Annotated in this window: 13 protein-coding genes; 6 read left to right on the top strand and 7 right to left on the bottom strand. The window is 65.8% G+C overall.

The features are described from left to right. Nucleotides 1-99 precede the first annotated feature (99 nt). Entirely contained in the window at nucleotides 100-1,260 is a 1,161-nt protein-coding gene (locus AU193_RS04685; protein WP_064421189.1) for an acyl-CoA dehydrogenase family protein, read from the top strand. Here AU193_RS04685 and AU193_RS04680 read toward each other — a convergent pair. Beyond that, a complete protein-coding gene (locus AU193_RS04680; RefSeq protein ID WP_064421188.1) occupies nucleotides 1,249-2,022 on the bottom strand; it encodes a TetR/AcrR family transcriptional regulator in 774 nt (257 codons plus the stop codon). The genes AU193_RS04685 and AU193_RS04680 overlap by 12 nt on opposite strands. A gap of 183 nt (nucleotides 2,023-2,205) precedes the next feature. Here AU193_RS04680 and AU193_RS04675 point away from each other — a divergent pair, with 183 nt between their 5' ends. Continuing rightward, nucleotides 2,206-3,393: an amidohydrolase family protein gene (locus tag AU193_RS04675; RefSeq protein WP_064421187.1), complete on the top strand. Its 1,188-nt coding sequence runs from the start codon at nucleotides 2,206-2,208 to the stop codon at nucleotides 3,391-3,393. Between the two features lie 91 nt (nucleotides 3,394-3,484). On the opposite strand, the gene AU193_RS04670 is transcribed toward AU193_RS04675, so the two are convergent. Genes AU193_RS04670 through AU193_RS04655 form a run of 4 tightly spaced genes read right to left on the bottom strand, consistent with a single transcriptional unit; the run spans nucleotide 3,485 to nucleotide 7,392 of the window. Then, nucleotides 3,485-4,309: an enoyl-CoA hydratase/isomerase family protein gene (locus AU193_RS04670; protein WP_064421186.1), complete on the bottom strand. Its 825-nt coding sequence runs from the start codon at nucleotides 4,307-4,309 to the stop codon at nucleotides 3,485-3,487. Nucleotide 4,310: 1 nt separating this feature from the next. After that, nucleotides 4,311-5,384 carry a hydroxyacid dehydrogenase gene (locus tag AU193_RS04665; RefSeq protein WP_064421185.1) on the bottom strand — a complete coding sequence of 358 codons (1,074 nt, stop codon included), beginning with the start codon at nucleotides 5,382-5,384 and terminating at the stop codon, nucleotides 4,311-4,313. Continuing rightward, entirely contained in the window at nucleotides 5,381-6,496 is a 1,116-nt protein-coding gene (locus tag AU193_RS04660) for a TauD/TfdA family dioxygenase (RefSeq protein WP_064421184.1), read from the bottom strand. The genes AU193_RS04665 and AU193_RS04660 overlap by 4 nt, the downstream gene beginning before the upstream one ends. 32 nt (nucleotides 6,497-6,528) lie before the next feature. Next, on the bottom strand, nucleotides 6,529-7,392 hold the full coding sequence (locus tag AU193_RS04655; protein ID WP_172798215.1) for an HpcH/HpaI aldolase/citrate lyase family protein: 864 nt from the start codon (nucleotides 7,390-7,392) through the stop codon (nucleotides 6,529-6,531). Nucleotides 7,393-7,397: 5 nt separating this feature from the next. Between AU193_RS04655 and AU193_RS04650 the strand changes: the two genes are divergently transcribed. Together AU193_RS04650 and AU193_RS04645 are read left to right on the top strand one after the other, a co-directional pair. Further along, nucleotides 7,398-8,543 (top strand): acetyl-CoA acetyltransferase, encoded by a 1,146-nt coding sequence (locus AU193_RS04650; protein ID WP_064421182.1) that lies wholly within the window; start codon nucleotides 7,398-7,400, stop codon nucleotides 8,541-8,543. Beyond that, nucleotides 8,543-8,947, top strand: coding sequence for a Zn-ribbon domain-containing OB-fold protein (locus AU193_RS04645; RefSeq protein WP_064421181.1), 405 nt, complete (start codon nucleotides 8,543-8,545; stop codon nucleotides 8,945-8,947). The genes AU193_RS04650 and AU193_RS04645 overlap by 1 nt, the downstream gene beginning before the upstream one ends. A gap of 73 nt (nucleotides 8,948-9,020) precedes the next feature. Here the strand turns inward: AU193_RS04645 and AU193_RS04640 are convergent, their stop codons facing one another. Next, nucleotides 9,021-10,580: a class I adenylate-forming enzyme family protein gene (locus AU193_RS04640; RefSeq protein WP_064421180.1), complete on the bottom strand. Its 1,560-nt coding sequence runs from the start codon at nucleotides 10,578-10,580 to the stop codon at nucleotides 9,021-9,023. A 55-nt stretch (nucleotides 10,581-10,635) separates the two neighbouring features. Between AU193_RS04640 and AU193_RS04635 the strand changes: the two genes are divergently transcribed. Then, nucleotides 10,636-11,535 carry an SDR family NAD(P)-dependent oxidoreductase gene (locus AU193_RS04635; RefSeq protein ID WP_064421179.1) on the top strand — a complete coding sequence of 300 codons (900 nt, stop codon included), beginning with the start codon at nucleotides 10,636-10,638 and terminating at the stop codon, nucleotides 11,533-11,535. Between the two features lie 3 nt (nucleotides 11,536-11,538). Here AU193_RS04635 and AU193_RS04630 read toward each other — a convergent pair whose 3' ends face one another. Further along, nucleotides 11,539-12,348, bottom strand: a complete 810-nt coding sequence (locus AU193_RS04630; RefSeq protein ID WP_371259144.1) for an enoyl-CoA hydratase/isomerase family protein — start codon at nucleotides 12,346-12,348, stop codon at nucleotides 11,539-11,541. Between the two features lie 113 nt (nucleotides 12,349-12,461). Here AU193_RS04630 and AU193_RS04625 point away from each other — a divergent pair, with 113 nt between their 5' ends. Beyond that, nucleotides 12,462-13,721 (top strand): hypothetical protein, encoded by a 1,260-nt coding sequence (locus AU193_RS04625; protein WP_253867618.1) that lies wholly within the window; start codon nucleotides 12,462-12,464, stop codon nucleotides 13,719-13,721. Nucleotides 13,722-13,727 lie beyond the last annotated feature (6 nt).

Raw genomic sequence — 13,727 nt, 5'->3', positions numbered from 1 at the left:
TGGGATCCTTCACATGCGAATATGGTTACTCTCAGTTTTGAGAGTAACATTATCGGCCACGTTGGCCGCACGGGCTTCGCGACAGATTGGTTACCGCTCATGCACTTTCAGTCCGACGCCGCCACCGAAGTGTTCCGCGACGGCGTGCGCGAGCATCTCGGCGACGTGCTGACCCCGGATTTCGAGGAACGGCTCTACCGCGGCGGTGTCGCCCACGACGACGGCTTCGCCAAAGGACTGGTCGCCAAGGGTTACTTCGCTCCGGGTTGGCCTGCGGACTTCGGCGGACAGGATCGCAACGCCTGGGAAGAGCAGGCGCTCAACGAGGAGCTCATGCGGGCGGATGCACCCGTATACCTCTCCGAGACCACACGAATGGTCGCGTCGATCATCCGGCAGATCGGGACACCCGCGATGAAAGAACGCATCCTCGCCGGCGCCCTGAACGGCGACCTGACGATCGCGCTCGGCTTCACCGAACCGGAATGCGGGTCCGATGTGGCCGCGGCAACCACCAGGGCCGTCCGAGACGGTGACGGGTGGGTCATCAACGGGTCCAAGATGTTCACCACGAACGGGCACATCGCCGACTACGTCTTCCTGCTGGCGCGGACGAGCCCTGACAAGCCGAAGCACAAGGGCCTCACGATGTTTCTCGTGCCGACCAACTGTGACGGCTTCGAAGCGCAAGCGGTGTGGACGTTGTCCGGTGAGCGCACCAACATCACCTTCTACAGCGACGTGCACATCGGGGACGAATGGCGCATCGGCGATGTCGACGCCGGATGGCAGGTGCTCGGCCTGTCGCTGCAGGATGAGCATGCGTCGGGATGGGGCCCGCACATCGCCCGACTCCTGCACCACGCCGAAGAATGGGCGTCCAGCGCACCTGTGCACGGTGGGGTCCCGCCGATCACGAAAACAGATGTGCGGCGGCGGATCGCGCGGGTGGCGATGGAGCTCGAGGTGTCGATGCTGTTACAGCGCCGGTGCGTCTGGATGACCGAGAACGGTCAGACGCCGCTCGCCGAGGGGCCGATGTCGAAGGTGTTCTCCACCGAGGCGCTGGTCCGCGCGAGCCAGGACATCGTCGAGCTCGTCGGACCCGATGCGATGCGGGCCTTCTTCGAGCCGACGGCACCGCAGCGCGGCCGCTTCGAACACCTCATGCGTTTCTCGTTGGGGACCACGATCTATGCGGGCACCAGTGAAGTCCAGCGCACCATCATCGCCCAGCGTGGGCTCGGACTACCCCGTTAAATCCTTGGGCTTGCGGCTGGTCCGCCGCCGCGGCGCCGCCTTTTTGGGGGCATTCGCCGGCGGGGTCAACGCCTGCAGGCACCATGCCCACAGCTGATCCTCGGTGAGTTCAGCGCCCTTGACCCCCAGGTGGAACACACCGATCTGGGCGAGCGCGATGAGCGTCGAGTTCAGCAGGGTGGTGAGTTGGGCGGGTGTCAGATCCGTGCGAACCAACCCCGCGCGGGAGCACGACGTGAGGATCTTGGTGAGCAGCTTCTGATGCGGCTCCCAGATCTTGGCGAAGTCGGCGGGCCGTTCAATTTCCAGGCTCAGGTTGTAGATCGTCATCACGCGTCCGCCGATGGCTTCCGACGACTCCGCGCGCGAGAGGAAACCACGACAGAAGGCTTCGAGCTGTTCCATCGGACCGTCCGCGGCCGCGACCTCGTGCCGGATCGCTTCGATGAACTGGCTGGTGGCATTCTCGTAGAGGGCCAGCAGCAGTTCTTCCTTACCCGCGAAATGCTGGTAGAAGGCGCGCAGGCTGAGATTCGAACGGTCGATGAGCGTTTGGATCGTGAAGTCGGCCCGACCGGATTCCTCGACCAGCTCGAGGGCCGTTGCCAAGAACCTCGAGCTGCGGGCGAGTGCACGTGCGCGCGCTTGGCTGAGTCGCCGTTCGATCGTTCGCTCCTGCCAGCTGCCCGGCATCTCGACGTCGGCCTCGACGAGTTCCAGATCGGCTTCCGAGTCGCGGGCGCTCCGCTTCTTAGCAGTCATGATCCCCTGAGAATACGCGTTCCCCTCACCCGATTGCGATTTGTGCGCGTTCTGTTGCGCTGAGCGGTTCCGAAACGCACACAAGCCGCGGGGACGACGAGCTGGTGCGGTACTCTTGGAAACGATCATTCTCGCTTTGCGGGAATGGGTGTTGTCGTAAGCCGTCCCCGAAGGAGTGCAGCGTTGAGCGCAGACATCCTGATCGTCTCGCCGGACGACCATCTGGTGGAACCGGCCGACCTGTGGACCAGCCGGCTGCCCGAACGCTACCGGGGCGTCGGACCGCGGATCGTCCGGCACCGCGGACGGATGGACCCGTCGGTCACCTCCGATGTCGCGTTCATCGAGGACGAGGCCGGCCGCGACGCCGACATCTGGCACTACGAGGATTCGATCATCCCGATCCCCCTCATCAGCGCCGCTGCCGGTTACGAACTCGACGAGCTGTCCACCGACCCGATCACCTACGACGAGATGCGTCCGGGCTGCTACCGACCCGCGGACCGGCTCGCCGACATGGACCTCGCCGGTATCGAGGCCTCCGCCTGCTTCCCCAACACGCTCGTCCGGTTCTGCGGCCAGCGGTTCCTCTACGGCAAGGACAAAGACCTCGCATTGCTCTGTGTCCAGGCCTACAACGACTTCCAGATCGACGAATGGGCGGGCGGCTCGAACGGCCGGCTCATCCCGCTGGGCATCATTCCGCTGTGGGACGTCGACCTGGCCGTCAACGAGGTGCAGCGCGTGGCCGCCAAAGGTATGCCCGCGGTGTGTTTCTCGGAACTGCCTGCGCGACTGGACCTGCCGTCCATCCACAGCGGTTACTGGGATCCGTTCTTCGCCGCATGCGAGAGCAACGATGTCGGCATCATGCTGCACATCGGATCGAGTTCGTCGCTGACGAAGTCCTCACCCGACTCGCCGCACGTCGTCACAAGTGCACTGATGGCGGTCAACTGCACCATCGCCCTGGTCGACTGGCTGTTCTCGGGCAAGCTGAGGCAATTCCCGAAACTCAAGATCGCGTTCGCCGAGGCGCAAGCGGGATGGATCCCCTATTACCTGCAGCGCGTCGACGAGGTATGGGAGGACCGGCGGGCATGGGGCGGAATCCACCCGCTGCTGACCGAGCCGCCGAGCACCCAGGTGCCCGGTCGCGTGTGGTTCTCGACGTTCGGTGATCCGGTCGCGTTCCGAATCCTGGATCTGGTCGGTGAGGACCAGCTGATGTTCGAGACCGACTACCCGCACAACGATACGAACTGGCCCAACAGCATGGACGTCGCGAACAAGGCGACGGAGGGTCTCGACGAGGAGACCAAGCGCAAAGTGTTGTCCACCAACGCGAAGAACTTTTTCGGGCTCGCGTAACGGACGCCTTTCCGCCCGACGGTGCGGTTTCATACCCGACACGCCGCTGCGACCGTATGAGATCGCACAGTCGGCGCTATCCGGGAACGGGCTACCGCGCTTGCCAGTCGGGCTTGCGCTTCTCGAGGAAGGCGCGTGGGCCTTCGATGGCGTCCTTGGTCAGGGCCACCTTCATGCGGTAGTTCTCGGCGAGCAGCTCGGCTTCGTAGATCGGCAGCGTCAAACCCTTGCGCACTGCCATCCGCGAACCCCGAACCGCAAGGGGAGCATTGGAATTCACGATCTCGGCGACCTCCCACGCCCGGTCCATGAGTGTCTCGTGGGCCACCACTTCGGTGAACACACCGAGATCGTAGGCGCGCTGCGCGTCGAGTCGTTCGTGCTTACCCATCAGGATCAGCCGCATGGCCACGGGGAGCGGCAGGATCCGGGCCAGCCGAACCCCCTCGCGACCTGAGGTGACCCCGATGCTCACGTGCGGGTCCATCAGCGTCGCACGTTCGGACGCGATGGTGATGTCGGCCGTCGTGACGAGATCCATACCCGCACCACACGCGATGCCGTTGACCGCACAGATGATCGGCTTGGTCATCTGCAGCCACGGGGGTGTGGCCTCCTGCGGTGCATCCCATTGCCGCATGGAGCTGAGAATGGGTTCGCCTTGGTTGTCGATTCCGGCCGCATTCTCCATGTCGTGGTCGGCCGCCTTGTTGACATCGGCCCCCACGCACAACGCCCGGCCGGCACCGGTGATGATGACGGTCCAAATAGCTTGTGAGCGTTCGATTTCGGAATACACTTCGGCGAGTTCCGCGATCATCTCGTCGTTGATCGCGTTGAGCACCTCGGGCCGGTTCAGCGTCACACAAGCGGTGTGACCGGAAACCTCGAACGTGATGGTGTCGTAATCGGTCATCTCACTCCACTGCCGCAGTGTCACGGGCGGTCGGCCGAATCCCCAGGATCTCTTCGAACCTGTCGCAGTATCGCGGCCACACCTCCGGGTTGAGTAACCGCGGCGGCATCCGCCCGGCGAGAATCGTCTGCCACTGGGTCGCGGTGGCCACCGCGATGTCGCGAGCCGCCTCGACGGTGATCCCCGCGACATGCGGAGTGGCGACCACATTGTCGAGCCGCAGCAGCGGGTTGTCGTGTCTCGGCGGTTCCTCGTGGAACACGTCGAGCCCCGCACCGGCGATCGCCCCGCCGACCAGGGCGTCGTGCAGGGCTCGTTCGTCATGCACAGGGCCGCGTGCGGTGGTGATGAAATACGCCGACGGCTTCATCGCGGCGAATTCCTTACGGCCGAACAATCCTCGTGTCTCGGCGGTCAACGGGCACGTGACCTGAACGAAGTCGGACCTCTCGACCAGTTCGGCAAGCTCGACGCGGGTCGCGCCCCTGGCGCGGGCGGTCGCGTCCTCGACGTAGGGGTCGAAGACCAGGACGTCCATCCCGAACGGAGCGCACAACTCCACGAGCCGTCCACCGATGGCGCCCAGCCCGACGACGCCGAGCGTCTTCCCGAACAACTGAGTGCCCCGCAACGTCAATCGGTCCTCGAGCTGACCGGTGCGCAGCGCCCGGTCCGCGGCGGTGATCTTCTTGGCCAGGTCGAGCATGAGGCCGAGCGCATGTTCGGCCACCGCCTCGGCGCCGGGACCGGAGTTGTTGCACACAGCGATTCCCGCGCGGGTACACGCCTCGACGTCGATCACGTCATACCCCGCCCCCGCCGAGCACACGGCCAGCAGCTCTGGACAGCGATCCACCAGTGCCTGCCCCGCCAGCCACTGCGCACCGTCGTCGATGGATGCGATGTCGCTCCGGGTGGCGACCTGATATCCGTGCGCGGATTCCAATGCTGCCCAGGCCTTGTCGTCAGACCCCTGGAGGTCGAGCTCGACGAGGTCGATGTCGCCCCCCGCCAGGATGTCTCCTGCGACCGGATCGGTCCATCTCTCGTAGACCAGTCTCGGACGGGTTGTCATCGTGTGATTTTGGGCTTCGCTTGAGCCGCCTTGAACATGTCGGCCAATTCGGCGTTGACGTTCTTGTAGTCATTGCGGGCGATCGAGCCGTCGCGTCCCGGAACGGGGTCATAACCCAGGCGCAGATCTTTGTTCTCCATGTGAAAGTACTCGCGCCCGACCGGTAGGCGGCGATCCTCGCGTGGCACTTCCATCCACGCCCGCAGGAAGCAGCGCGCCTTCTTCGGATCGGTGCTGCTGACGAAGTCGGAGCGCGAGTGACACATCGCGAAGTTGTTGGCGACGGCCGCCTCACCGGACTCGAGGCGGAACTCGACCTGTTGTTCGACCAGGATGGTGCGCAACAACTCGATGGCCTCGTTCTGTTCGGGGGTGAACTCGCGACCGAGTGTGTGCATCGCAGGCAGGATGCTGCTGTAGGTGAAGTTGATGCAGATACGACCGTCGACCTGGGAGAAGACCGGCACGTCGTAAGGGGTCACATCCGGTTGGTCGTCGGGTTGCTCGCTGCGCCGGTGGTGCGGGAAGCCCTGGTAGAGCACGGGAAGCAGGTCGGGCCGCTCGCTGAGGATCCGGTTGTGCGCCGCAGGGCCGCTGGCGAACTGGCTTTCGCCACCCTGCGCCGCGGGATACACGCACAGCAGCGACAGGATGTCTGCCGCGTCGTTGTGCATCGCGAGTTCGGCCCTGGACTTGGTGCCCCGGGCCGGCTGTACGCCGTTGGGCAGCACCTCCTCCTGCACGCGCACCATGCGGTGGCCGAAGGAGTTGTTCGACACCAGGTATCCGAGATGCGTGCAGAACGCCCAGTAGATGCGCTCCAGCTCTTCGATCGAATGCTGCTCGACGGGGAACCCACGCACACACGCCAGACCCCTGCCGAACATCAGCTCCCGATACAGCCGCGCGAGATCCTCGTCGAGATCGGGATGCCGGGCGTCCTCGGGCGTGATCTCGTCGCGGTCCTTGTGGCTGGTCTTGGCCAGAACGGATTCCAGCGCCGCCACATTGCGCGACGACAGGTCGAAGGCGAAGTCCTCCTTGCTGGTGAAGTCGGCACCTGTCCATGCCATCGGGTCGGTGACTTGCTCGGTGTAGATCGCGGTGGGCATCCGTCCTCCTGTTGCCGTGACGAGGCTCTCGGTTATCGGCTCGCCGCGCGCCTCTCGAGGTCACGCAGAGCGTGCGCACGGGCGGTGGCGGCCTCGATCATCATCCCGACGTCGGTACCCGCCGAGATGAATCGCAGTCCCAGCCCTGCAAAGCGTTCCAGCAGGTCAACGGACTTGATTCCCGCCACTCCCAGCGCCACGCCGTGTGCACGACAGGCCGCTGCGACAGAGTCTACTGCACGGTGGAAATGCTCATTCTCATATTGCCCGTGGATACCCATCTCGGCCGTCAGGTCGCTGGGTCCCAGCAACACCATGTCGACCCCATCGACGGCCGCGATCTCGTCGGATGCCGCGACCGCGTCGGGGGTTTCGATCATCACCGCCACCACGGTGTGTCGCTCGAGCGTCTCCGTGAGTTCGCTTGCCGGACACGGAACGTAACCGCTCACCGCGTTGGGTCCGGAGATGGACCGATGCCCGACCGGCGGGAATCGAGCGGCGTCTACGACGGCCCGCGCCTCCTGTGCCGAGTTCACGTGCGGGACAATCACTCCCACCGCACCAGCGTCGAGAACACGGGCGATTACGGTCGGGTCGTGCGACGGTACCCGCACCAGACCGGAGATGCCGGCGCCGAGCGCGGCGACACACAGCATTCCCGCCGTTTCGAGCGAGCACGAGGTGTGCTCGAGATCGACGTAGACGGCGTCGTATCCGCAGGCCGCCGCGACCGCCGGGACGTCGGGCGTGCGGGCGTTCAGCAGTGCGAGACACAACACCAGGCGATCACCCCTCAGGGCATCGCGCAGCGCTCCGGGCACCCACCCACGGTAACCGAGCGAGAACGCGGATTCCACCGTGCCGTTAATGCCATTATCGCCTGTGATAACCATTACGTATGTTCGGGAACCGGGTCGCGGTGGTCGGCGCCGCCCTGTCCGATTGCGGGCGGGTGCCCGACAAGACGGCGATGGCGCTGATGGCGCAGGCCGCGCGACGCGCGGTCGCGGACGCCGGCCTCACGAAGGACGACATCGACGGATTCGGCGCGCACGGGACGTTGTTGCCACCTGTCGAGGTGAGCGAGTACCTGGGTCTGCGACCGACGTGGGTCGATGCCACCAACGTCGGCGGATCGTCGTGGGAGGTGATGGCAGGGCATGCCGCCGCGGCGATCGCGGCGGGTGAGATCGACGTCGTCCTGCTGACCTACGGATCGACCGCACGCTCCGACGTCAAGCGCCGGGTGCGGGCGTCGGCCGCAGCGCTGGGCACCGGTGGCGCGATGCAGTTCGAAGCCCCGTACGGGGCCACGCTGATCGCCAAGTACGCCATGGCGGCCAGGCGCCACATGATCGAGTACGGCACGACCGAGGAACAACTGGCCGAGGTCGCCGTCGCCGCGCACGAGTGGGCTGCGATGAACGAGAACGCCTTTGAGCGTGGCCGGATCACCGCCGCGGATGTCGCCTCGGCACCGATGCTTGCCGACCCGTTCACGTCCAAGCACGTGTGTTTGCGGACCGACGGAGGCGGTGCGGTCGTGCTCGCCGGCGAGCGATTCGCGAAGGACTGTGCGAAGGAACCGGTCTGGATCCTCGGCGCGGCCGACGCCGCGTCGCACGTGAGCATGAGCCAATGGCCCGACTTCACGACATCGGCGGCCGCACAATCGGGTCCGCGCGCGTTCGCGCAGGCCGCGGTGACCCCGGCCGACATCGACGTGTGCCAGCTCTACGACTCGTTCACCTCGACCGTCCTGCTGACCGTCGAGGATCTCGGGTTCTGCGCCAAGGGCGAGGGTGGTCCGTTCATCGGCTCCGGTGCGCTTCGTCCCGGCGGCGCACTGCCCACCAACACCGACGGCGGCGGGCTGGCGTCCTGCCATCCGGGTATGCGCGGCATGTTCCTGATGGTCGAGGCTGTTCGGCAACTGCGCGGCGAGTGCGGTGAACGACAGGTCGAGGGCGCTCGCTTGGCATGTGTGCACGCAATGGGCGGCTTCTTCACCCACAGCGCGACGATGATCCTCGGGAGGCAGTGATGCAGTCGCCCAGCGGCCCTGACCGACCGACCATCGACAGCGACAGCGAGGCTTGGTGGGCGGCGGTTCAGGACGGCAGGCTGATGCTCAACGGATGCGGCTCCTGCGGTCGAAGCTCCCTGTACGTCCGCCCGTTCTGCCCGCACTGCTGGAGCGAGGATGTGATTCTGGTCCCGGCCAGCGGACGCTCACGCCTCTACACCTGGAGCGTGGTCCACCAGAACGCCGCGCCTTTCGACACGCGGCTGCCCTACATCGTCGCCATGGTCGACCTTGCGGAAGGCCCCCGGCTGATGACGGAGCTCGTCGACTGCCCTGTCGAAAGCCTCCGTGCCGGAATGGAACTCGAGCTCGACTTCCGCGAGGCCGACGACGGATTCGTCGTACCGATTTTCCGACCCTGATCCTCCGCGAAATTGCATTCCGGCAGGAAAAGTTCGAGTAAATGTCTGCTGGAACGCAATTTCGCGGAACGTGTTACGCAAGGCGGTCGGCAAGGACCCGCGGGCGACCCTTCGAACGCGCGTCGAGCGTGTTGCGTTGCACTTTGCCGTTGGCGTTCAGCGGCAGGGGCTCGTCCCAGAACACCAACTCCTCGGGCAGCTTGTACTTCGGCAGGCCCTCCCCGACCAGAGCGTCCGCCACGCCGGCAAGCGACATCTCGACGCCATCGTCGAGCACCATGGCCACGGCCAACCGTTCGCCGGTGGTCGGGTCGGCGACGGAGTAGGCCGCGCACTCTCGCACACCGGGAATCCGTGCCACCGCCTCCTCGACCTCGGCCGCCGGAATTTTCATGCCGTTGCGGATGACGATGTCCTTGATGCGGCCGACGACGCGCACCCGGTCACCGTTGACTTCGGCCACGTCACCGGTTCGAAACCACTCACCGTCGAACGCGCCGACGTCGTCGTCGGTGTCCGTGTAACCCAGGAATGCATGCGGGCCCTTGATGCAACACTCGGTCGGGTCCCCCACCGACCCGACGCGAACCTCGACGTCCTGCAGCGCCACACCGTCATCCGCGTGCCGAACCGCCCTGCTCTCCGCGCGTAGACCCGACGTGCTGACCGGCACCTCCGACGATCCGTACGCCCGCATCACGACGATCCCGAAGTCGTCCTCGACCCGTTCCACGATGCGCCGGTCGAGCATCGTGCCACCGAGATACACCGCCCGCAAAGGTACGACGCTCCCCCGGGCGACCGCCTCGTCGAGCAGTCGGTCGAGCAGCCGGTCCGGTCCGCCGTACCACGTTGCGCCGGAGGACAACAGAAGATCACACGTGGTGGCGGGATCCCAACGATCTTCGAGCACCACCGGCACGGCGAGCATGGGACCGATGAACAGCGCCTGCAGCACACCGGTCACCGAGCCGAGCGGACTGATGAGGAAGATGCGGTCATCCCGGCCGAGGCCAGCGGCGGCGATGTAGTTGGCCGATGCCTTGGCAAGCGTGCTCAGCGAATGGATGACGCCCTTAGGCCGAGAGGTCGTGCCGGACGTGTAGAGGACGAAGGACGGCTCGTCGGCAGGCCGCGTGGGCCGCAAGGGTGTCGGCGGGTCCGAGGCGGGGGAGGTGTCGACCCAGGCACAGGCGTCACGCAAAGGCGCCTCGGCCGCGGGCGGCCAGTCGGGAGCCACGCCGTACCGAACCCCAGTGCGGGCCACGATGTCGGTGACCTGTGTCGCGCCTGCGGTGTGCGGCACGAGCAGTACCACCGCGTCGACGCGGATCGCCGCGTGTACGGCAACGACCGAGCCGATGTCGTTTCCGACCACGACCACGACGGGCGTCGCCGCGCCGACACCGGCGTCCCGAAGTGCACAGGACGCCTGATCGACCCGTTCATCCAGTGCTGCGTAGGTGATTTCGGTGTCGTGATCGATGAGCGCGGGCCGTGTGGGGCACCGCTGGGCGGCCTCACGTACGACGTCGAGTGGCCGGTCCGACCAGATGCCCGCCGCACGGTATCGAGGCCTGAGGTGGCCCGCTCGTTGTTTTGCGTGGCCCAGCAGCTCGGTGGCCGCGCTCATGGTGTCCTCCGATGCAAATGCAGATTCTCGTCCCCGTAAATGTAACCTCTCATCCATGGCGTCAGCTCATTACTCTTCGCACCAGCGCTCATCGACCCTGACTTTCGATGATCAGGTTGCCGTCGTCACCGGCGCGGGCGGAGGGCTCGGCCGCTGTCACGCACTCGAACTCGCCCGCCGAGGTGCCCGCGTCGTGGTCAACGATCTCGGTACCGCCGTCGACGGAGAAGGCGCTTCGATATCGGCGGCGCAAGCGGTCGTCGACGAGATCACCGCAGCGGGCGGCACGGCGATCGCCAACGGCGACTCCGTCGCGACCGAGGACGGTGGTGCGGCGATCGTCGCTGCGGCGATGGAGGCCTTCGGACGCCTGGACATCCTCGTCAACAACGCGGGCATTCTGCGCGACGCGGCGTTCAAGAACATGACCGCCGAACAGGTGGACGCGGTGATATCCGTCCACCTGTCCGGCGCCTTCAACGTGACGCGCGCCGCCTGGCCCGTCATGCGCGAGCAGAACTACGGGAGAATCGTTCAAACGACCTCCGGCACCGGACTGTTCGGAAACTTCGGGCAGGCCAACTATGGCGCCGCGAAGATGGGACTGGTCGGGATGATGCATGTGCTGGCCATCGAGGGTGCGCGAAACGGCATAGCCGTCAACGCCGTCGCTCCGATCGCTCGGACCCGGATGACCGAGGACATCATGGGCGAGGCAGGCAAGGCGATGGACCCGGAGTTGGTGACGCCCGTGGTCGTCTATCTGTCCCACCGGAACTGTGATCGCACCGCTCACATCTATTCGGTGGGCGCGGGCAGGGTGTCGCGGGTGTTCATCGGTGTCACCAAGGGTATCGAGAACCGCTCACTCACACCTGAATTCGTGGCCGAGTCGATCGACGAGATCGACGACAGCACGACCTTCACCATTCGCGGCGGCCCTGCCAACGGGTGAGCGTCAGCGGCCCTGGAAGATCGGCGGGCGGCGCTCGGCGAACGACCGCAAACCTTCCTGCAGGTCGGCGGTCCACGACACCACCTCCTGCGCCCAAGCCTCTTGTTCGAAGGCCCGGTCGCGGCCCGACTCCGACGACACGGACAGCAGGCGTTTGGTCAGTGCCAACATGACAGTGGGGCCTGCGGCCAGGCGACGGGCCAGTTCCTCGGCGACCGCGTCGGTCTCCTCCGGCGCGACCACGCGGTTCGCCAAGGTGAGTCGCTCGCAGGTCGCGGCGTCGACGGGTTCTCCGAGCATCAGGAGTTCGGTGGCCTTGCGCAATCCGACGATCCTGGTCAGAAGGTGTATCGCGCCCGAATCCGGCAGTATGCCGCGGTGTACGAATGCCTCCACCAGGCGTGCCTCGGTCGACATGACGACCAGATCGCAGGCGAGCACCAGGCTGGCGCCGGCACCCGCCGCGGCACCCTTGACCGCGGCGACGACCGGCTTGTCGCAATCGAGCACAGCCGAGACCAATCGCTGATAACCCTTCTGCAACATCAAGGCGACGTCCCCGGGCCTCTTCTCCGTGGCGGGCGCTGCCGATTGCGGGCCCAAACCCGCACCCGAGCAGAAGTGCCGGTCACCCGTCGCTCGCAGCAACACGCTACGCACGGACGGATCATCGCCGGCCTTCTCGAACGCTTCGGTGAGAGCGTCACGTGCCAACGGAGACAACGAGTTTGCAGAATCCGCGCGATCGATGGTGATCCGGCATACACCGTCAGATCCGACCGCGCTGTCGATGCCCGACTGCTCTTGAGCCAACTCGCTCACCCCTGCGTTAACGACGTTTCCGTTTTTCGGGTATCTTAATTTCCGCGGACGGTCCCACCGACGTTATGTGCCGAACTGAGGAGGCCCGAACTGAGGAGGCATGCGTGACCCAGTCCTCGGCAACGGGCCATATCACGGATGAGGGTCTGGCCAGGTTACGCGCCCGCATCGGCGTCGCCGTCCCGCACACCCAACCGCCGCATTACCGTCGGCCAAACGAAGACACGTTCCGGATCGTCGCGGAAAGCTACGGCGACGCCAACCCGCTGTGGTCCGAGCCCGAATACGCGACGAAATCGGTCTGGGGTGAACCGATCGCGCCGCCCGCACTGATCGGCGGCGACACCCTGATCGGCGAGGACGAGGTCACCGAACTCTCCGAGCATGATCGGGAACTGACGACCGGTGACCCGCTGCGCGGCGTCCACGCTTTCTATGCTGCCTCGTCGCGCGAGTGGTGGGCGCCGCTGCGGGCGAACCGCCGGATTTTCCGGCGCAACGCCCTTGTCGCCGCACTGGACAAGAGCAGCGAGTTCGCCGCCCGCGCTGTGCACGAATGGTCGGCGCAGGTATTCCAGGACGAGGGCGGGGTCCTCCTCGGCGGCCAGTACCGCAACATGATCCGCACCGAGCGCAGCAAGGCCAGGGGACGCAAGAAGTACGAGGCCGTGGAGCTCAAGACGTGGAGCGCCGACGAGATCGCCGAGATCGACGCGCGGTACGCACGCGAGGCACCCCGGGGCACCGAACCGCGGTGGTGGGAGGACATCGCAGAGGGAGACGAAATCGGCCCGCTCACCAAGGGTCCGCTCACCGTCACCGACATGGTGTGCTGGCACGTCGGCATGGGCATGGGCATGTACGGGGTGCGGCCCCTGCGACTGGCCTGGCGCAACAGGCAACGGATTCCGCGGTTCTACACACTCAACGAGCACGGTGTCCCCGACGTCCAACAGCGCGTGCACTGGGACCCGGGCGCCGCGCGCAACGCGGGCAACCCGACGACATTCGACTACGGGCGCATGCGCGAGACGTGGCTCATCCATCTGTGCACCGACTGGATGGGTGACGACGGCTGGCTGTGGAAGCTGGATTGCGAGTTCCGGTTGTTCAACTACGTCGGCGATCTGCACACCATCACCGGCACCGTCACCCGCAAGTACCTCGCCGACGGTGAACGCCCAGCGGTCGACCTGAATCTCGCGGCGACCAATCATCGCGGCCAGGTGACGACGCCGGGACACGCCACCATTCTGCTGCCCAGCAGAAGGCACGGCCCCATACGCCTGCCGGAACCACCCGGCGGGGCAACCAACCTCGCCGATCTGTTGACGGTCGTCTCAGACCGGTTCGCCGAGCGTTGAGCCAGC

Source organism: Mycobacterium sp. GA-1285 (assembly GCF_001499905.1).
In the GTDB taxonomy this organism is placed as follows: domain Bacteria; phylum Actinomycetota; class Actinomycetes; order Mycobacteriales; family Mycobacteriaceae; genus Mycobacterium.
This window is presented reverse-complemented; position numbering and strand designations above follow the sequence as displayed.